Source organism: Bifidobacterium sp. LH_730, from assembly GCF_056355835.1.
The window spans coordinates 196,387-216,797 of sequence record NZ_JBKETB010000003.1; the positions used below are offsets into that span (position 1 = coordinate 196,387).

Consider the following 20,411-nt stretch of genomic DNA (forward strand, 5'->3'; position numbering starts at 1 on the left):
ATTATTCGAAACTATTCGTCGAGCTTCTCGCCGGTCAGCACATGCGCGTGCACATGGAACACCGTCTGCCCCGCGTCGAGCCCGGTGTTGAAGACCAGACGGAAGTGCCCGTGATAGGCCTCGTCGGCGATGGACTGCGCCACTTCGACGATATGCGCGAGCTCGGCCGGATCCTGTGCGGCCAGCTCGGACACATTCGCATGGTGTTGCTTGGGCACGATGAGCACATGCACCTTCGCCTTGGGCGCGATGTCCTTGAAAGCATAGGTCGTCTCGTCCTCATACACCTTCTCGCTGGGGATCTGCCCGGCGATGATCTTGCAGAACAGGCAGTCGTCAGACTCGCTCATATCCGTTCCTTTCGCTTGGGATTTCGCTTCCCCCATGCTATTGCGCCGCCGCGACGCGTGGAGGCGCGTCTCACTCGTATCGGCCGAGGGCGCGCGACAGCAGCGCCAGCGCCACCGGACCGGCCGTCGAGGCGCGGAGGATATTGGTGCCCAGCACGCAGACATGGGCGCCCGCCTTGGCGAAGGCGGCGGCCTCCTCGTCGGATATGCCGCCCTCGGGGCCGACGACGACGCTGACGGTGCGCTCCTTGCCGTCCTTGAGGCAGCGGTCGGCCAATTCGGCCACCTTGGCCTCCACTCCGGACCAGGTGTCGGTGGCGTCCTGATGGAGCACGACCACCATGTCGCCATGCACATTGGCCCGCAGGCACATCGCGGTCACGTCCTTGTCGCTGGCGCAGTCGGCCAGCTCGGGCATCCACGAACGGCGTGCCTGCTCGGTGGCGGATTCGAGCACGGAACGCCATTTGCGGTCGGTGCGCCCGGCCTTGAACTTGGCGATGGAACGCGCCGCCTGCCACGGCACCACCGAGTCGACGCCGATCTGCGTGGCCATGTCGATGGCCTGCTCGTCGTGTCCGGTCTTGGCCAGCGCCTGCACCAGCTCAAGACGCGTGGTGGGCCTTGCGTCGCGCCTGAATTCACGCACCAACGCCACGCCCTGCTCGCCGTCCTCGAGCTCCGCCAGGATGCGCAGGCCACGCCCGTCGGAGAGCTGCATGGCGTCGCCCGGCTTCAGGCGCATGGCCTGCACGGCATGGCGACGCACATCGGCCGGCAGGGTGATGCGCCAGCCGGTGTTGAGTCCGTCGGTGTTCACGGGCACGTCGTCATGGTCGGGGTCGAGGAGGAAAAGCGCGTCGGTCATAAGGGACTATGGTATCGACGCGGCTGACGATAACGGCATTATTCCGCCCGCGACACGCCCAAAGATGGGTCGAATTGCATTGGTGTGATTTGGTGCTATAGTTTCCTTCTGTTGTCACAACGACACCTGCCCGGGTGGCGGAATGGTAGACGCGCTAGCTTGAGGTGCTAGTGCCTATTTTTAACGGGCGTACGGGTTCAAGTCCCGTCTCGGGCACAGATAGGCGGAGTCCATATGGATTCCGCCTTTTTCATATCCTCCTTCGGAAAGGACGACGCATGCGTCTGATCAGGATCGATTCCATCGACGACGAGCGGGTCGCGCCCTATGTGAACCTGACCGAGATGCAGCTGCGCAATCGTCTTGAGCCGGCCAAGGGCCTGTTCATCGCGGAAAGTCCCAAGGTCATCGACCGGGCCGTCGCCGCCGGACGCGAGCCGATCTCCCTGCTCGTCGAGGAGGCATGGATCGAGGGCATGGCCTCCACCTTCGCGGCCATCGAGGAACGCTGGGGCGCCGACGTGCCCGTCTACATCGCCTCGGGCGAGCAGCTCAAGGGCCTGACCGGGTACCGTCTGCACCGCGGCGCCTTGGCGGCCATGCGGCGCTGGCCCCTGCCCTCCGTGGCCGAGGTCGTCGCCGGCGCGCGTCGCGTGGCCGTGATGGAGGATATCGTCGACCACACCAATGTGGGCGCGCTCATGCGCTCGGCCGCCGCCCTCGGCGTCGACGCGGTGCTCGTCACCCCCTCCTGCGGCGACCCCCTCTACCGGCGCGCCGCCCGCGTGTCGATGGGCACCGTCTTCCAGGTGCCCTGGACCCGCATCACCGGCCGCAACCCCGACGGCACCGAGAACAAGCGCTACTGGCCCTTCGAGGGGCTTGAGGAACTGCGGTCCCTCGGGTTCACGACGGCGGCGATGGCGCTAGAGGACGATTCGATATCGATGGACGAACTCGCGCGCCGCCTGAGGCTGCCGGCCGGCGCCCCCGGGCACATCGACAAGCTCGCCCTGATCTTCGGCACCGAGGGGGACGGCCTGTCCCGACACACCATCGCGCGCGCCGACCTGACCGTCCGGATCCCGATGCTGCACGGCGTCGACAGCCTCAATGTGGCCGCCTCGAGCGCCGTCGCCTTCTATGCGACACAGCCGCGCTGAAAGACGACGCAATCCCGACGCGCGCGCGGATATGGCTTGCGTCGCGGAAAAAATGTGCAATTATGGACATTGACCGCGGGCGATGTTGCTCCGGTGTGAAGTGCGGCGCCGCAAGGCGCTTCTGATAGAGAGGAATATGGCGATGGCCAAGAACAAGCAGAAGATACTGTCCATCGTTCTGGCAGGCGGCGAGGGGACGCGCCTCATGCCGCTGACCCGTGACCGCGCGAAGCCGGCCGTGCCCTTCGGAGGCGCGTTCCGATTGATCGACTTCCCGCTGTCGAATCTGGTCAATTCGGATTACCGGCACATCATCGTGCTGACGCAGTACAAGTCCCATTCGCTGGACCGCCATATCTCGCAGATGTGGCGTTTCTCCTCGCTGCTGGGCAACTACGTCTCCCCCGTGCCGGCGCAGCAGCGCCTCGGCAAGCACTGGTACCTCGGCTCGGCCGACGCGATCTACCAGACGATCAACATCATCGAGGACGTCGAGCCCGACATCGTCGTGATCGTGGGCGCGGACCACGTCTACCGCATGGACTTCGGCCAGATGGTGCAGCAGCACATCGAATCGGGCGCCGAGTTCACGGTGGCCGGCATCCGCCAGCCGATCGCCCAGTCGAACCAGTTCGGCGTGATCGACGTCGATCCGAACCACCCGAACCAGATCAAGACCTTCCTCGAGAAGCCCGACACCTGCGCGGGCCTGCCGGACGATCCGAATTCCTTCCTCGCCTCGATGGGCAATTACGTCGCCAATACCGACGCGCTGTTCGATGCGCTGTCCAAGGACGAGAAGGCCGCCGACACCAAGCATGACATGGGCGGCGACATCGCCCCCTACTTCGCTGCGCGCGGCGAGGCCGGCGTCTACGACTTCAACACGAACGTCATCCCCGGCTCCAATGACACCGACCACGCCTACTGGCGCGACGTCGGCACGCTGAAGCAGTTCTACGATGCGCATATGGATCTGATCGCCTATGTGCCGGAGTTCAACCTCTACAACCAGGCCTGGCCGATCTACACGAACACCGGCACGTTGCCGCCGGCCAAGTTCGTGCACGCCGGCCGTGACCGCCTCGGCCACGCCACCGACTCGATCGTCTCCCCCGGCGTGATCGTCTCCGGCGGCGAGGTGCATCATTCGGTGCTCTCCCCCAACGTCCACATCCACTCGTGGGCGCAGGTCGTCGATTCGATCCTCTTCGACGGCGTGACCATCAACCGCCGCGCCCGCGTCTACAAGGCCATCCTCGACAAGAACGTGGTGCTCACCGAGAACTCGACGGTCGGCATCGACACCGAGCATGATCTGGCCCGCGGCTTCACGGTGACCCCCGACGGCATCACCGTCGTGCCCAAGGGCACCGTCGTCGACGACTGACGATGATGGGTGCGGCCACCGCACCCATCATCGTCATCCTGAGCGGAGCGTACAACGCGAAGTCGAAGGATCCGCAACATAGAAGGCCGTCCCACACGGGACGGCCTTCGCATTGGTATGTATGCCGCATATTGCAGACGGCACGAGCTGACATCAGTAAGCCGGGAAATTGTCGAAGTTGAAGCCGAGGGCGGCCAGCTGCTCGCGCCCTTCGGGCGTGATGCGCTCCATCGTCCAGCGCGGGTTCCAGGTCCAGTCGATGCGGAACTCCTCTACCAATCCGGCCAGCGTGGAGGCGCATTCGTCCTCGATCAGATCGGTCAGCGGGCAGGCGGGGGTCGTCAACGTCATCGTGATGATGGCACGGCCTTTGTCGTCGATCTCGATGCCATAGACAAGGCCCAGATCGATGACATCGATGCCGAGCTCCGGGTCGATGACCTGATGCAGCGCCTCGCGCACATCGGATGCCGTGGCGCGGCCGATGTCGTCGACGAACTTCAGCGGGATATCCGCCTCGGCGTCTTTTTCGCAACCGCAGGCGTCATGCCGTCCACCGCATCCGCAGGAGTCGGTGTGGGCATTGTCGTCGGCATTGGCCTTGGCCGCAATCGGCTGGCCTTCCGAGAAGCCCCTGGCCAGGTTCGGATTGGCCATCACGCGGCGCGCGGCCTCCTCGTCGTGCAGCACGCCGTTGACCGCATCGAACACCGATGCGGAGGGTTCGGGCACCAGATTGTCGTTCATCGTTCCTCCGGGATATCGCCGTGATCTTCAAATGTCGTCGCAGGCCCCGTCAATGGGCATGCTTTTCTCTACGCAACTCTACGCCAAGCCAAGCGCGCTGTGAAGGGCGTGGAGACAATTCATCTGCCGGCCCAACGCAACGCCCGGGCATCGCCATACTCCGCGCGTTCACGCGCCCTTGGCGGCAAGCGCCTTGGCGGTGGCGTCCTTCAGGCCTTCCCAAGCCAATAGCGCGCATTTGATGCGCATCGGATACTTGGAGACGCCTTGGAAGACGATGGCGTCGTCGAGTCGCTCGACGGTTTCCTCGTCGTCGAGTCCCTTGCCACGCGATTCCATCAGCGCATGGAAATCGGCGGCCAAGGCCATCGCCTCGTCGACGGTTTTGCCCGCCACCAGATCGACCATGACGGACAGGCTGGCCTGTGATATCGAGCATCCCTGGCCGTCCCAGACCACGCGTTCGAGTGTGCGCGGCTCGCCGTCGGAGACCTCGACGTGGATGGTCGCCTCGTCGCCGCAGGTCGGGTTGAACTGGTGGGATTCGCCAGGGGTGCAATAGGCGTGGGTCGCCTGCACCACGGATTCGCCCGCCGACGAGGATTCGTCGGTCAGATCCTGTGCGAAATGCTCCTTGCCATGCGGGTTTTTGGCCGCCTCCAGGATGACCTCCTGGTACATCTGTTCCAACGCATCCCCGCTCATGCCGTAATCACTCATACCCATAGTTTCTCCAATATAACCACTCTTTTGTCATCCTGAGCGGAGCCCGCAGGGCGAAGTCGAAGGATCTCATGCCAACCGGAGATCCTTCGACTCGCTTCGCTCGCTCAGGATGACGGGGGACGTCCCATTGCTCTGGAATGACAGGGAAAAGACCCGCCATCCAAAACGACAGGAAATTACGCGCCGAAGAAGGAACGCACGCCGCGCATGGCCTCGACCAAGGCCTGTGCATCCTCGACGGTGTTGTAGACGCCGGTCGAGGCGCGGTTCGAGGCATAGAGGCCGAAGTGACGGTGCACGGGCTGGGCGCAGTGGTGGCCGACGCGGATGGCGATGCCCGCGGCGTCGATGAACTGGCCAACGTCATGCGGATGCACGCCCTTGACGTCGAAGGCGACCGTGCCGATGCGCCGTTCGTTGTCACGGGGCCCGAGGATGCGCACGCCCTCGATCTCACCGAGCTTGAGCAGCTCGGCCGCGATGGTGCGTTCATGCGCCTCAACCCGCTCCATGCCGATCGACATCAGCCAGTCGGCGGCGACTCCCGCGGCCACGACCTGCGCGACCGGTTGCGTGCCTGCTTCGAAGCGCGCCGGCGGCGCCATATACTGCGCCGGCTTGTCCATCCAGGCCAGCTCGACCATCGAGCCGCCGAATTGCGCCGGAGGCAGGGCCTCCAGCAGCTCGCGCTTCCCATAGAGGAAGCCGACGCCGGTCGGCCCATACATTTTATGCGCGGAAAACGCCGCGAAATCCACATCAAGCGCATGGAAATCGACCTTGAGATGCGGTACGGACTGGCAGGCGTCCAGCACGAACAGGGCACCGACCTCGTGCGCACGGCGCACCAGCGGGGCGATGTCGGTGATCGCACCGGTCACATTGCCCACATGCGTGACCGCGACGACCTTGGTGCGCTCGTCGATGACCTGATCCACATCATCGACGCGAATACGTCCCTCGTCGTCCAGATCAAGCCAGCGCAGGGTCGCGCCGGTGCGGGCCGCAAGCTCTTGGAACGGCAGCAGCACCGAATGATGCTCCGCCTTGGAGACGACGATATTGTCCCCTGGCTCCAGCGCGAAGCGTTTCGCCGCCTCTCCCCCGCGCCCAAGGCTCGCATTGCCGAACGCCGTGGCCAGCAGGTTGAGTCCAGCCGTGGCGCCGCCGGTGACGACAAGCTCTTCGCCGCCCTCCGCCGATTCCGCGCCGACCAGCTTGGCCACCTTGGCGCGCGCCTCCTCGAAGGCGACGGTGGCGCGGGCCGCCAGCTCATGCGCCCCGCGATGCACGCCCGCATTGATCGTGCGATAGTATTCGCTCTCCGCATCGATCACGCACTGCGGCTTCTGCGAGGTCGCCGCCGAATCCAGATACACCAGCGGCCTGCCATGCACCCGCTGGTCCAGAATCGGAAACTGCGCCCGTATCGCTTCAAAATCCGTCATATTCCCTACCTCGCGATGCGCTGTAAATCTTGCTTATTCCCGTGGTTCCGTGGTGTTCCCGATATGCTGTTCCCGACACACTCCAGGCCGTTCGGCCAAGCCTACGGTCGTGAACAGCATATCGGGAACACCACTCGCTTTCGTAGACGCACCAACGAAAGTATGTCCGCCAACGTTTCCAGTGGGGTCCCGGGATGTTCTGTTCGAGACCGTAAAGACTTGGCCAGAGCGGCCCGGAGCGTGTCCCGAAGAGAACATCCCGGGACCCCACGGAGCCACGCTGGAACGCAACCTTAGAGCGAAAAAGAAAACTCAGGCCAACGCCGACTCGGAGTCGGACCCTTCGGGCAGATACTCGTCGTAGCCGCGCTCCTCGAGCTCGTCCGCCAGCTCCGGGCCGCCGGTCTTGACGAAGTGACCATCAGCGAAGACATGCACGATGTCCGGCTTGATGTACTTGAGGATGCGCGTGTAGTGCGTGACCATGAGGATGCCGAAATCGTTGGCCTCCTTGGCGCGGTTGACGCCTTCGGAGACGATGCGCAGCGCGTCGACGTCAAGGCCGGAGTCGGTTTCGTCGAGGATGGCGAACTTGGGGCGCAGCAGTTCGAGCTGCAGCACCTCGGCGCGCTTCTTCTCGCCGCCGGAGAAGCCCTCGTTGACCGAGCGGGTGGCGAACTTCGGATCCATCTTGAGTCGCTTCATGGCGGCGGACAGGTCCTTGGTCCACTGGCGGATGGCGGGCGCCTCGCCGTCGATTTCGGTTTTGGCGGTGCGCAGGAAGTTGGTCATCGACACGCCCGGCACCTCGACCGGATATTGCATGGCGAGGAACAGGCCGGCCTTGGCGCGCTCGTCGGGGGTCATCTTGAGCACGTCCTCGCCGTCGAGCAGCACCTGGCCGGAGTCGACGACATACTTGGGGTGGCCGGCCAGCGTGTAGGCCAGCGTGGACTTGCCGGAGCCGTTGGGGCCCATGATGGCATGGGTTTCGCCGGAGTTGACGGTCAGGCTCGCGCCCTTGAGGATCTGCTTGGAGCCCTCCTTGGTGTCGACGTGGGCGTAGAGGTCCTTGATTTCGAGGGTTGACATTGATGTTCTCCTATATCACAAAGCTTGCGGTTACTTGTCTTCGAGGACACTGGCCATGGCGGCGCTTTCGCCGCGCGCAAGCCTGCGGTCGATGACGGTCATGAGATGCTCGGAGATGGCCGGGATGCCGATCTCCTCGACGAGTTCGCCGAAGAAGCCGCGCACGACGAGTTTGCGCGCCTCGGCCTCGGGGATGCCGCGGGACTGCAGGTAGAACAGCTCCTCGTCATCGAAGCGGCCGACCGAGGAGGCATGGCCCGCGCCGATGATATTGCCGTTCTCGATCTCGAGGTTCGGTTCGGAGTCGGCGATCGCGCCCGGGGTGAGCACGAGGTTGCGGTTGAGCTCGTAGGAGTCGGTGCCGGGGGCGGTCGGCTCGATCAGCGCGTTGCCCACCCACGTGGAGTGCGCGTCCTTGCCGTCGAGCGCGCCCTTGTAGACGACGCGGCTCTTGCATTCGGGATGGTTGTGCACGACCATCGTGCGATGCTCGATGTGTTCGCCCGGGTCGACGAAGTAGATGCCGAGCATATTGAGGTCGCCCTGTTCGCCGCCGAAGTCCTGGTCCATGCGGATGCGCACCACATCGCCGCCAAGCGTGACGACGGAGTGGCGCAGCGAAGCGCCGGCGCCGATATGGAGACGATGGTTGCCGACATGCTTGGAGCTCTTCTCCCATTCCTGGATGAAGGTGGCGGAGACATGCGAATCGGCGCCGGTGGCGATCTCCACGCCCTCGGCCAGTCGCGCGGCGCCATCGTGTTCGACGACGATATCGGCGTGGCATTTGTCGGCCGCCTTGATGACCAGATGGAGCGCGTCGAGCGCGTCGCCGGCGCCATGCACGCGCACGCGTACCGGGGTCGGGATTTCGCCGGACAGCTCGATGACGGTGGCCTTACCGGCGGCCTGCCATTCGACGGCCGCGGCGCGGTCCGAGGGCTTGCCGACCAGCGCGGCGCCCTCGTCCAACGCCGTCTCGCGCACCACGACGGCATCCGCGGGCAGCGGGGATCCGTCGATCATATCGACGTCGACCGTCGTCGTACCGGACGGCTCGAACACGTCGAAGAACTCGGCGATGCGCTCGACCGGCGTGTATCGCCAATCGTCGACCTTGCGCGCCGGCATGGCGAAATCGGCCGGCTCGAAGGAGCGTGGCTCCTTGTCGGCGCTGGACGGCATCGCCGCGGGCACCGCATAGGGGTCCTTCGGGTCTGCGACGGGGATGTTGATTTCCTGTTGTGCCATATCAGCCCACCGATCCTTCCATCTGCAGTTCGACCAAACGGTTCAATTCAAGCGCGTATTCCATCGGCAGCTCGCGGCTGATCGGCTCGACGAAGCCGCGCACGATCATGCCCATCGCCTCGTCCTCGTTGAGGCCGCGGCTCATCAGATAGAAGAGCTGGTCCTCGGAGACCTTGGAGACGGTGGCCTCGTGGGCCATCGACACGTCGTCCTCGCGCACATCGACATGCGGATAGGTGTCGGAGCGTGAATAATCGTCGACGAGCAGCGCGTCGCACACGGTCGAGTTGGAGGAGCCCTCCGCGCCATCGACGATCTTGACCAGACCGCGGTAGGCGGAGCGCCCGCCGCCGCGCGAGATCGACTTGGCGACGATCGTGGAGCTGGTGTGCGGGGCCAGATGGATCATCTTGGCGCCCGTGTCCTGATACTGGCCCTTGCCGGCGAAGCCGAGGGACATGGTCTCCGCCTTCGCATACGGCTCGGCCAAAATGCAGGCGGGATATTTCATCGTCGCCTTGGAGCCGATGTTGCCGTCGACCCATTCCATCGTGCCGTGTTCCTTGACCAAGGAGCGCTGGGTGACGAGGTTGTAGACGTTGTTCGACCAGTTCTGGACGGTCGTGTAGCGCACGCGCGCGCCCTTCTCGACGATGATCTCGACGTTGGCGGCGTGCAGCGAGTCGGTCGAATAGATCGGCGCCGTGCAGCCCTCGACGTAATGGACATACGAGCCCTCGTCGGCGATGATCAGCGTGCGTTCGAACTGGCCCATATTCGGCGTGTTGATGCGGAAGTAGGCCTGCAACGGGATGTCGACATGGACGCCCTTGGGCACGTACACGAAGGATCCGCCGGACCAGGCCGCCGTGTTGAGCGCGGCGAATTTGTTGTCGTCGGCGGGGATGACGGTGGCGAAGTACTTCTTGACCAGTTCCGGATATTCGCGCACGGCGGTGTCGGTGTCGACGAAGATGACGCCCTGCTTCTTCAGGTCGTCCTGAATCGAATTGTAGATGACCTCGGATTCATACTGTGCGGCGACGCCGGCCACAAGGCGCTTCTTCTCGGCCTCGGGGATGCCGAGGCGGTCGTAGGTGGTGCGGATGTCGTCGGGCAGTTCCTCCCAGCTGGCGGCCTGCTTGTCGATCGGCTTGACGTAGTACTTGAAGTCGTCCGCGTTGAAGCCGCTCAGGTCGACGCCCCAGTCGGGCATCGGCTTCTCCACGAAGGCGCGGTAGCCGGCGAGTCGGTATTCGAGCATCCAATCCGGCTCGCCCTTGTCGGCGCTGATCTCGCGCACGACCTCCTCGCTGATGCCTTTCCTCGCGGCCTCGCCGGCGGCGTCGGAATCATGCCAGCCGTAGTTGTAGTCGCCGAACTGCGAGATGATCTCGTCGTCCTGCCTGATCTTGTCCTCGTTCACGCGCCCGCGGTCGGCCACATACTGGCTCATCTCCACGTCGGCCGCGGCGTTGGGCTGTTGGGTTTCGCTCACCATCCTGCCTTCCGTTGCTGTGCTTTCCTGTCTGGACAGCCTAACGCACAAGCATAGGCGATGGCCGCGGCCGGGCCACATGCCGGAGCGCGTGTCAGCGTGAGCTTGGACACAAAAATCCCCGCCGTGCGCGGATGGGGCGCGCGGCGGGGATAAGTTATGTGCGTCGGCCGAATACGCTCAGAGCTGGATGTGGACGCTGGTGCCGTTGGGCGCCCAGTCGTAGAAGCTCTGCGCGACATCCCATCCAAGGCCGATGCAGCCATGGGAGATGCGCGGGCGCTGGGCGGCGACCGACGAGTTGTTCATCTGCGTGGTGATGCGATGGATTGCCACGCCGTCGGAGGTGATGTAGTTGGCGAAGCCGATGTTGGGCACCTCCCATTTCTCGATGGTGCCGTCGGAGCGCGCCACCTCGCCGCGCATGGTCTCGTTGTAGACCTTGCGGAAGATCGTGAAGTCGCCGGTGGGCGTGCAGAAGTCGTCCACGCACCTGCCGCTGCCGTCGGCGGCGTTGCCTTGGCCGATGCCGACCTGATAGGTGGCGATCGCCTTGTCGTTCTCGACCATGGTCAGGGTCTGGTCGCTGAGGTCGATGATGACGTGCTTCTTGGTTTTCTTCTCCTCCATCGGGTTGACGGAGCCCTGCACCTCGACGCTGGGCGAGCCGTCGGAAAGGGCCTTGGCCGCGTCGGCGCCGAGGTTGGCGTCTCCACCGTCGGCGATGGTGATGCCGTCGTGGCCCTCGGATTTGGTCTCGATGACGTCGCCGTTGTTGTTGACCACGACGTCGCCGTCCACGCGGTCGGCCTTGAAGGTGTTCTTGATGTTTGCCTCGTAGTACTGCTGCAGTTTGGCCGCGTCGAAGACGACATAGCCGTTGCGCCCCTGGCCGTCCTTGAGCGGCGCTTTGTCGTTGGCGTCGATGCTCATCGCCGAGGCGAGGGCCTTCGCGTCGAGGCTGGCGATCGTGTGGTCGCCGATCTTGATCTCAAGCGGCTTTTGGGCCAGGCCGTCAAGCGTGGCCTTGGCCTGGTTCGCCACGTCATCGGTGACCTTGGGATCGATGGGCTCGAGGCTCACGGTCACGGTCTTGGGCTGGGCCGATCCCAGCGATTTGACGGCGTCGACGGCCTCGCGCACGACCTCGGTCGCATCGGCGCCCTGGCCCTGTTGGCCCGGGGTGACGTCGAAGCCGTTGCCGTCGGCGTTGAGCGCGACGGTGGCGTCGACCGGCTTGGTCTCCTCGATGCCGAGGCGCTCGTTGAGCGCGCTGGTGTCGGCGGCCTTCTCATTGACCAGTTCGGGAGAGACATCCTCGTGGACCCAGAACATGAGCTGCTCCCACCAAGCGCCGCCGCGCTTGGCCTCGACGGCCTGGTTGGCGATGGCGTCGGCGTCCACGTCGAGACCCAGGTCGGACAGACCGATCTTGGCCTGCTTGCCCTCGTATCTCACGGGCACGGTGGAGTCATTGACCTGCGTCGTGATGTCGGAGGCGATGGCATCGGCGCTTTTGCCGGCCACGGACGTGCCCCACAGGCTGGTGCCGGGCAGGGCATGGCGCGGCATCGGGCCGCCGCCTTGGAAGAACCAGACGGTGCCGCCGGCGGCCGCGCCAAGCAGCAGCACGACGACGAGCACGATCCACGGCCAGACGCGACGGCGACGCTTGGACGCGGTCAGCGCATCGCCGGGGTCGATCTCCTCGTCGGCGAATCCGGCCACCGGGTTGAGCACCTGCGTGGCGGCATCCGTCCCCGCGGCGGGGAACGCGGTCTGTTCCATCGGAACGGTTCCCTGGGGTGCCGCGGCCGGGGGGAACGCGCCGACCGAAGGCGCCGCCATCCGATCATGCGCTCCGCCCATGGGATCCAGAGACCCCTGCGGCGTATCCCCTGTGTTGAGATTCTGTTCGCTCATATTCGTTCTCGTTCCGTCTTCCTCATCCATTCCTCGTCCGCGGCGCGCCCATCCCGCCCTTTTCGGAAGGCGGTCCGACGCACCCGGCCGATATGCCCATTATTATGCCATCGCGGCTATGAACACCGTGGTATTCATAGCCGCGAATCGACATGCCATAGGCTCAATGTGAATTAAATCACATCATAGTATTTCCGAATATCCCGGCACTGTCTCAGCGCTCTTCCTGATGGTCGAGCGCCGCCTTGACGAGCCCGGCGAACAGCGGATGGGGCTTGGTCGGGCGGGACTTGAACTCGGGATGCGCCTGCGTGGAGACGTAGAACGGGTGGACCTCGCGCGGCAGCTCGACGAACTCGGTGAGGCTGCCGTCAGGGCTCTGGCCGGAGATCTTCAGGCCCGCCTCGCGCAGGTGGTCCTTGTAGGCGACGTTCACCTCGTAACGGTGGCGATGGCGCTCGGTGACATGCGTGGTGCCGTAGAGCTCGGCGACCAGCGAGTCCTCCTCGAGCTCGGCCGGGTAGGAGCCGAGGCGCATCGTGTGGCCCATATCGCCCTTGCCGGCGACGATCTCCTTCTGCTCCTCCATCGTGGCGATGACCGGATTGGCGCAATCCGGCTCGAATTCGGTGGAGTTGGCGTCCTCGATGCCGAGGACGTGACGGGCGTATTCGATGACCATCGACTGCAGGCCGAGGCACAGGCCGAGCGCGGGCAGACCATGCTCGCGGGCGAACCGCAGCGCGCCGATCTTGCCGTCGATGCCGCGGATGCCGAAGCCGCCGGGCACGACGATGCCGTCGACGTTGTCGAGGCTTGCGGCCGCGCCTTCCTCGGTCTCGCACTTGTCGGCCGCGACCCACTTGACGTTCACCTTCGCCCAGTTGGCGAAGCCGCCGGCCTTGATGGCCTCGGTGACGGACAGATAGGCGTCGGGCAGGTCGATGTACTTGCCGACGATCGCGATGTTGACCTCGTGCTTGGGGTGGTGCACGCGCTCAAGCAGATCGGCCCATTCGTCCCAATCGACGTCATGGAAGGGCAGGCCCAGCTCGCGCACCACATAGGCGTCGAGGCCCTCGTTGAACAGGATCTTCGGCACGTCGTAGATGCTCGGCGCGTCCACGCAGTTGACGACGCCCTCGGCGTCCACATCGCACATCAGGGAGATCTTGTCCTTGATGGACTGGTTCAGGGGGCGGTCGGAACGCAGCACCAGCGCGTCGGGGCTGATGCCCAGCTGGCGCAGCATCATCACGGAATGCTGGGTGGGCTTGGTCTTGAGCTCGTGCGCGGCGGAGATATAGGGCACGAGGGAGACGTGCACGAACATGCAGTTCTCCGCGCCGAGGTCCCGGCGCACCTCGCGCGCGGCCTCGAGGAACGGCTGGGATTCGATGTCGCCGACGGTGCCGCCGATCTCGGTGATGATCACATCCACGTCGTCGGAGGCCTGGGCGCGCATGCGCGACTTGATCTCGTTGGTGATGTGAGGGATGACCTGCACGCACTGGCCGAGGTATTCGCCGGCGCGCTCCTTGCGCAGCACCTCCTGGTAGATCTGACCGGTGGTGACGTTCGCCTTCTGGGAAAGGAACACGTCGAGGAAGCGCTCGTAGTGGCCGATGTCGAGATCGGTTTCCGCGCCGTCCTCGGTGACGTAGACCTCACCGTGCTGGAACGGGTTCATCGTGCCCGGGTCGACGTTGATATAGGGATCGAGCTTCTGCTGCAGCACATGGATGCCACGGGAACGCAGGAGACGACCGAGGGAGGAGGCCGTGAGGCCCTTGCCGAGGGATGAGACCACGCCTCCGGTCACGAAAATGTGCTTGGTCACGTGTTCTTGGGAATTGCCATGTTGTCTTCTCGCCATGGAATTTCAGCCTATCATCCGCGCCCGACGCGCTCCGCCCCGGCGTGTTCGGCGGAGGCATATAACGTCGCCGCGTTCAGGCCCATCCTTTCTCACGCAGAAAGGACAACGCCACATCCTGTGGAGTCTTCCCATCGAGATCCACCTGACGGTTCATCGCACGCATCCATGCCGGCGTGATGGCTCCTTCAAGCCGCGCAAGCAAGGCACGCAGCCTCGGATGGGCGGACAGCGCGTCACGACGCGCGAGAGACACCGCCTGGTATGCGGGAAAGAAGCCGATGTCATCCTTGAGCGTCACCATATCCTCCTTGGCCAGCATGGCGTCGGTCTCATAGGCGTCGGTAACGTCGGTGCGGCCGGAGACGACGGCCTGATACCGCACATTGCCTTCGAGTCCATCGACGGAGGCGAAGCGCACGCCCAATGCGGACCGCATCTTGGGCAGCAGGTCGGGCCGCTGCATGAAGGCGGTGGTGCAACCCAACCGCAGCTCGCCCGAGCGCGCCACGAGCTGCGACAGAGTCGTGGTTCCCATGCTCTCCGACTTCTCACGCGTCATGGCGAGCACATAGGTGTTCGAGAACCCCAAGGGGGCCGACACACTGGCGTCATGCTCGTCGCGCATGCCGTCGCGGACCTGTCGATAGACGCTATCCGTGTCGGACGACGCCTCGATGCCGAGCACATTGGGGGCAAGCACGCCGGTGTAGTCGGTGAACATATCGATTTCACCTGAATCGAAGGCCTGCATGGTGACCATCGTGCCATCGAGGTTGAAGCGCTCGTCCACCTCAAGATCCGTGTTGCGTTGGATGAGTTGGCTGACGATGTTGCCGAGGATCAGCGATTCGGTGAAGTTCTCCGCCCCGACCACGACGCGGTCGTGGTCATCGGCATGCAGCATCGACGGCAATGTCGCGGCCAGCGGAGCGATCAGCAGCGCGAAGGCGCACAACGACGCGAAGGCGATCCGCATCACGCGACGCATCCGGGTGCTTCGAGCGATGCGTTCGGTGGGGCCAAGACCCTCCGGCGTGAGCGCGCGTTCGACCAAGCCAAGCGCGAAATCCATGGCCAATGCCAGCAGACAGGCCGGGATGGCGCCGAGCAGCACAAGATCCACGTCATTCGCATTGAGGCCGAGGTTGATCATCCAACCAAGGCCGCCCGCGCCGGCGAAGGCCCCGATGGTGACCGTGCCGACCGCGGTGACCGCCGATATGCGCACGCCGGCCATGATCGTGGGCACCGCCAATGGCAGCTTGACCTGTGCCATGATGCGTCCTGGCGACAAGCCGATGCCCCGCGCCGATTCCACGATCACCGGATCGATGCCGGTCAATCCGATATAGGTGTTCTTGAGGATAGGCAGCAGCGCATAGACAAGCACCATGCCCACCGCCGCGGGCTTGCCGATGCCGATCAACGGCACGAACAACGCAAGCAGGCCGAGGCTGGGGATGGATTGGGTGACGTTGGCCACGCCGATGACCACGGCCGCCCAGCGTCTCGAAGCGGTGATGGCGATGCCCAGCGGCACGCCGATGACCAGGGACAGCAGCACAGCCGCCGAGGTCATCTGCATATGTTCGAGGAACAGTCCCCCCAGCTCCACCCGACGCTGGAGGAACACATTCCATAGTCCTTCCACGCCATTCATGCCGCATCGCTCCCTTGGACAAGTGCATCGCTGATACTGCGCGCCCGTCCGATGAAGCGGACGACGAAGTCGGAGACCGGATGGGCCAGGATATGCGAAGGCGCGTCGAACTGGACCACTTTCCCATGCTGGATCACGCATATGCGGTCGGCGAGCCTGACCGCCTCGTCCATGTCATGGGTGACGAAGACGAAGGTCTTGCCGGACTCGCGGTGCAGCTCAAGCAGCTGATCCTGCAGATCCTGTCTGGTCAGGGGGTCAAGCGCCGAGAACGGCTCATCCATCAGGATCACCCCCGGGTCCATCGCGAAGGCGCGGGCGACGCCCACGCGCTGCTGCTGTCCGCCGGAGAGCTGGCATGGATAGGCGTCGGCCAGCGTGCGGTCGAGGTCCACCATATCCATCAGCCGCTCGACCTTGGCGGCGGCCTCGGCCTTGTCCACGCCGGCGTTGCGCATCATGATGTCGATGTTGCGACGAACCGTCAGATGCGGGAACAATCCCCCTCCCTGGATCACATATCCCATCCGCGAGCGCAGGTCCGCGCCGGGGATGCGGGCTATGTCGCGCCCGTCCATGAAGACATGTCCCTCATCCGGCTCGGCGAGCCGGTTGAGCAGTCTCAGCAGCGTCGTCTTGCCGCCTCCCGAGGGGCCGATCAGCACGACGAACTCCCCCTGTCTGATGTCCAGGGAGATGTCGTCGAGCACGACGCGTCCGCCGAAGGACTTGGACACATCGCGCACCGCTATCTTGACCGGGGACACGGCGGCCGCGTCTACGCTGGAATCGGCAGCCAACACGGCCATATTGTTCTCCTTCGTGTCTGGAACGCCGCTCAGAGAGCGTTGCCGGTCACGTCCACATGGTTGACCATGCGGAACACATCCTTCTGCTCGCCGCGCAGGATATGGACCAGGTTCTCCGAGGCGATGCGCTGGCATTCGTACAGCGCCTTGTCCGAGTAGAACGCGCTGTGCGGGGTGAGGATCACGTTCTCGCGCCCGACGAAGGGGCAGGTCAGCGTGCCCTCGTTCGATTCGTCGGTCAGCACGTCGAGGCCGGCGCCGTACACCTTGCCGGAGTCAAGCGCTTCGACGAGGGCGGTCTCGTCGATGAGCTGGCCACGGGACACATTGACGATGACGGGCCTGCGCTCCATCATCGAGAATGCCTTTGCATCGAGGATATGCTCGCTTTCGGGGGTGAGCAGCATGTTGAGCGTGATGATGTCCGCACGACGGAAGAGCTCTTCCTTGGGGACCAGTTCCACCCCCACCTCGGCGGCGGCCTGCGCGGGGCAATAGGGGTCGTAGGCGATGACCGTCAGTCCGAAGCCCTGGGCGCGGCGGGCCACGGCCTTGCCGATCTTGCCGAGGCCCATGATGCCGATCGTGGAGTCGGCGAGCCGTTTCATGCCCGAGGTGGAGTTCCAGTCGTAGCGATGCTTGGTCTCGATCTCACGGTCATAGTGCTTGAGGCTCTTGGACACGGCGAGCGCGAGGGCCATGGTGTGGTCGGCCACCTCCTGCGTGCAGTACTCCCCGATCACCGCCACCGCGGTCCCCTGCCGTTCGGCCGCGGCGGCGTCCACGAAGTTGTAGCCGGTGGCCTCGATGGAGATGCCCTTGAGGGAGGGGTTGCTGGCGATCACGTCGGCCGGGAACTCCAGATAGGAGGTGAGCACGCCATCCGCATCGGCGATGGCGCGTTTGAACGCCTCCATGTCCCCGTCGTGCTCGTAGACGCTGATCTCGACGTCGTCGCCGAGTCCCTTGCGGAAAATGCTCCGTTCGATGTCGAGATCCCGGTTGAGGGGCTCCTTGTAATCGCAGATTGCGATCTTGGTCATGATGTTCCTTTCGATATTCGTCGTTATTCCATGCGCGCCCCGCGCGCCCGCCATCCAAGCGGGTGGTGCGGGGACTTAGCGCGGGGCTATGCGATGGCGGCCTTGGCCCGGGCCTGGGGTTGGATCGCCCCGGCATGCACATGGCTGCGGTAGAGCAGCAGGCTGAGCGCCACGGTGATCAGGCAGAAGGAGGCGAGGAACCAGAAGATGCGGGTGTATCCGGCGTTGCCTCCCGCATCAACCAGACCGCCGAAGAACGGCTGGAGGACCACGTCGGGAAGGTACCCGACGATCGAGGCGATGCCGATGGCGGTGCCCGCCATCCTCACCGGTATGTCGATCTCATGCAGGGCGGAGAACATCACGCCATACAGACACATGGCGAACAGACCCGGGATCAGGGTGAGCACCGCGACGAGCCAGCCGTTGGCACCGGGGCCCACGAGGATCACCGCGAGGATGGAGACACCGAGTACCACGCCGCCGATGACGAACCATTTCAGGGTGGACTTGCACAGCTTGTCGGCGATGAAGCCGCCCAGCGGCGCCGCCACGAGCATGACCACATACGAGCGCACGATCTGCAGGTATCCCGCGGTGCTCGCATCGAAGCCGATCACATCCGTCAGATACGGGGTGAAGAAGGAATTGCAGCTGTAGACGCCATACACGCAGAAGAACACGATGGAGACCAGCCATAGGGAGGGCTTGCGCAGCACATGCCCCAGATCGGAGAAATGGAACTTCTCGGATTCCGGCGTGGCGGCAATCTGCTCGCGGCTGGGTTCGCGCAGCAGCAGCTGCAGAAGGGCCGCGGAAACGACCATGGCGATAATCATCACCAGCAGCGCCCAGAACATGCCTGCGCGCACATCGCCGCCGAACCCGTCGAAGACCTTGAGAGCGACGGCGTTGGTGACCGCGCCGCCGGTGCCGTTGGCCGCATAGTAGACGCCATACATGAAGCCCTGTTCCTCCTCGGTGCCGATCATGCGCACGGCCTTGAGGATCGCGGACCAGAACACGAAGCCAGAGCCGAAGGCGAACAGCAGCCACACGACCAGCGCGACCGAGTAGTTGAAGGTGAACATGAAGATCAGCGTGACCAAGGCTGTGCCCAGAAGGGACAATATGATGGCCTTCTTCGAGGAGACCTTGTCGGCCAGGATGCCGCCCGGGATGTACAGGAAGATGCACACGAAGGCATACATGGACAGCAGGAAGCCCGACTGGGCGTTGCTGATGTGCATGACGTCGAGCATCGCATCGTAGAAGACGTACTTGATATAGGGCAGGCAGTAGATCGCGCCGGCCGAAAAGCCAAGCACAATCAGCGTCAGATATTTTCGCAGCGTGGGATTCATTCGTGTTCCTCCTGGATCACTCGGCGGACAACTCGTCGAAGACGGCCTTGATCTGCGCGAGGAACTCCTCGTTCTGCTCGGTGGTCCCGATGCTCACGCGCATATGGCGCGGATATCCCCACCCGCCGCACGGACGCACGATCACACCGCGGCGCAGCAGTCGTTCCGCGACCTCGGAGGCCTCGTAGGGCATCTCGAAGAACACGAAGTTCGCATTCGACCGCACCGGCTTGCACCCCATGGTCGAAAGCACGTCGTTCATATGCTCGCGGTCGTTCACAATCAGGCCTTTGCAGCGTTCGCATTCGTCCGCGTCCTTCTCCAGCAGGGCCACGGCCGCGGCAAGGCCGAGACGGTTCGAGTTGAACGGTTCGGAGACGGTGTCATACCAATTGACGAACTCGGGGTCCGCGATGAGATAGCCGATGCGCTGACCGGCCAGCCCATAGTATTTGGAGAACGTACGGATGTCGATGACCTGCTTGCCGCGCCGCACATAATCCACGACATCGGGCAGCGCGTCCTCGTCGGCGAACTCGGCGTAGGCCTCGTCGACCACCAGCCAGCAGTTCTCCGGCAGACGGTCCACGAAGCGGTCGAAATCGGCCTTGGGCACCACCGTGCCGGTCGGATTGTTCGGGTTGCACAGCCAGACGATCTTGGTGCGCTCGTTCATCGCATCGGCGAAGGTGTCCAAGCTGATCGTGTAATCGTCGTCAAGCGGCACCTCGACGACCTTGGCTCCCATGATCTTGGAGATTTCGGGATACAGGCGGTAAGACTGCTGGGGAACGATGACCTCGTCCCCTGCCTCGAGCAACGTCTTGGCCACCGCGTCAAGCACATTGCCCGCGCCATGCCCGAGGCTGACCCAATCGGGGCCCGGCACGTTGAATTTCCTTGCCAGCAGCTCCTTGAGCAGCAGGTAGTCGCGCTCAGGATAGATATTGACCATGTCGAGCTGGTTCCGCATTGCCTCGACGGCATGTGGATAGGGTCCGTACATATTCTCGTTGGACCCCAGTTTGACCACACTGGTCAGACCATAGTCGGCCATGACCTGATCCATGCTCTTCCCTGACACATACTTCTCGCATGCGAAGGCTTCCCTGCGGATTCCGTTGACCATCGTCTCCCTTTCCATAGATGTGCAATATGCAAGCGACGGTGCATTAGTCAAGGCTCCTCGTATGACCTCAA

The 20,411-nt window shown here is 64.0% G+C and carries 17 protein-coding genes and 1 tRNA gene; 3 read left to right on the forward strand and 15 right to left on the reverse strand.

Translation table 11 applies throughout. From position 1 onward, the window contains the following. Positions 1-11 precede the first annotated feature (11 nt). Together AC1AUD_RS05890 and AC1AUD_RS05895 are read right to left on the reverse strand one after the other, a co-directional pair. A complete protein-coding gene (locus AC1AUD_RS05890; protein WP_476573006.1) occupies positions 12-350 on the reverse strand; it encodes a histidine triad nucleotide-binding protein in 339 nt (112 codons plus the stop codon). A 70-nt stretch (positions 351-420) separates the two neighbouring features. Next, complete coding sequence (locus tag AC1AUD_RS05895; RefSeq protein ID WP_476573008.1) at positions 421-1,218, reverse strand: 16S rRNA (uracil(1498)-N(3))-methyltransferase; 798 nt, start codon at positions 1,216-1,218, stop codon at positions 421-423. Between the two features lie 128 nt (positions 1,219-1,346). Between AC1AUD_RS05895 and AC1AUD_RS05900 the strand changes: the two genes are divergently transcribed. The 3 genes from AC1AUD_RS05900 (at position 1,347) to glgC (ending at position 3,771) form a co-directional block, all read left to right on the forward strand. Next, positions 1,347-1,434: transfer RNA gene (locus AC1AUD_RS05900), tRNA-Leu, on the forward strand. A 62-nt stretch (positions 1,435-1,496) separates the two neighbouring features. Further along, positions 1,497-2,381 (forward strand): TrmH family RNA methyltransferase, encoded by an 885-nt coding sequence (locus AC1AUD_RS05905; protein ID WP_476573010.1) that lies wholly within the window; start codon positions 1,497-1,499, stop codon positions 2,379-2,381. Positions 2,382-2,523: 142 nt separating this feature from the next. Beyond that, entirely contained in the window at positions 2,524-3,771 is a 1,248-nt protein-coding gene (gene glgC, locus AC1AUD_RS05910; RefSeq protein WP_476573012.1) for a glucose-1-phosphate adenylyltransferase, read from the forward strand. A 153-nt stretch (positions 3,772-3,924) separates the two neighbouring features. Here glgC and AC1AUD_RS05915 read toward each other — a convergent pair whose 3' ends face one another. From AC1AUD_RS05915 to hisC, 13 genes are all read right to left on the reverse strand, one after another. Beyond that, entirely contained in the window at positions 3,925-4,518 is a 594-nt protein-coding gene (locus tag AC1AUD_RS05915; RefSeq protein ID WP_476573014.1) for a metal-sulfur cluster assembly factor, read from the reverse strand. Between the two features lie 168 nt (positions 4,519-4,686). After that, positions 4,687-5,238 carry a Fe-S cluster assembly sulfur transfer protein SufU gene (sufU, locus tag AC1AUD_RS05920; RefSeq protein ID WP_476573185.1) on the reverse strand — a complete coding sequence of 184 codons (552 nt, stop codon included), beginning with the start codon at positions 5,236-5,238 and terminating at the stop codon, positions 4,687-4,689. A 182-nt stretch (positions 5,239-5,420) separates the two neighbouring features. Next, positions 5,421-6,692 (reverse strand): cysteine desulfurase, encoded by a 1,272-nt coding sequence (locus tag AC1AUD_RS05925; RefSeq protein ID WP_476573016.1) that lies wholly within the window; start codon positions 6,690-6,692, stop codon positions 5,421-5,423. A gap of 312 nt (positions 6,693-7,004) precedes the next feature. Further along, positions 7,005-7,784, reverse strand: coding sequence for a Fe-S cluster assembly ATPase SufC (sufC, locus tag AC1AUD_RS05930; RefSeq protein WP_476573018.1), 780 nt, complete (start codon positions 7,782-7,784; stop codon positions 7,005-7,007). A gap of 30 nt (positions 7,785-7,814) precedes the next feature. Further along, on the reverse strand, positions 7,815-9,035 hold the full coding sequence (gene sufD / locus AC1AUD_RS05935; protein WP_476573020.1) for a Fe-S cluster assembly protein SufD: 1,221 nt from the start codon (positions 9,033-9,035) through the stop codon (positions 7,815-7,817). Between the two features lies 1 nt (position 9,036). After that, positions 9,037-10,536, reverse strand: a complete 1,500-nt coding sequence (gene sufB, locus AC1AUD_RS05940) for a Fe-S cluster assembly protein SufB (RefSeq protein WP_476573022.1) — start codon at positions 10,534-10,536, stop codon at positions 9,037-9,039. Positions 10,537-10,713: 177 nt separating this feature from the next. Further along, entirely contained in the window at positions 10,714-12,456 is a 1,743-nt protein-coding gene (locus tag AC1AUD_RS05945) for a L,D-transpeptidase family protein (protein ID WP_476573024.1), read from the reverse strand. 214 nt (positions 12,457-12,670) lie between these two features. Beyond that, positions 12,671-14,332, reverse strand: coding sequence for a CTP synthase (locus AC1AUD_RS05950; protein ID WP_476573026.1), 1,662 nt, complete (start codon positions 14,330-14,332; stop codon positions 12,671-12,673). Positions 14,333-14,408: 76 nt separating this feature from the next. Next, positions 14,409-15,995: an ABC transporter permease/substrate-binding protein gene (locus AC1AUD_RS05955; RefSeq protein WP_476573028.1), complete on the reverse strand. Its 1,587-nt coding sequence runs from the start codon at positions 15,993-15,995 to the stop codon at positions 14,409-14,411. After that, positions 15,992-16,804 (reverse strand): ATP-binding cassette domain-containing protein, encoded by an 813-nt coding sequence (locus AC1AUD_RS05960; RefSeq protein ID WP_476573030.1) that lies wholly within the window; start codon positions 16,802-16,804, stop codon positions 15,992-15,994. The genes AC1AUD_RS05955 and AC1AUD_RS05960 overlap by 4 nt, the downstream gene beginning before the upstream one ends. 29 nt (positions 16,805-16,833) lie before the next feature. Then, positions 16,834-17,847 carry an NAD(P)-dependent oxidoreductase gene (locus tag AC1AUD_RS05965; RefSeq protein WP_476573032.1) on the reverse strand — a complete coding sequence of 338 codons (1,014 nt, stop codon included), beginning with the start codon at positions 17,845-17,847 and terminating at the stop codon, positions 16,834-16,836. Between the two features lie 86 nt (positions 17,848-17,933). Continuing rightward, positions 17,934-19,211, reverse strand: coding sequence for an MFS transporter (locus tag AC1AUD_RS05970; protein ID WP_476573034.1), 1,278 nt, complete (start codon positions 19,209-19,211; stop codon positions 17,934-17,936). A gap of 16 nt (positions 19,212-19,227) precedes the next feature. Continuing rightward, positions 19,228-20,340, reverse strand: coding sequence for a histidinol-phosphate transaminase (hisC, locus tag AC1AUD_RS05975; protein WP_476573036.1), 1,113 nt, complete (start codon positions 20,338-20,340; stop codon positions 19,228-19,230). Positions 20,341-20,411: the final 71 nt, after the last annotated feature.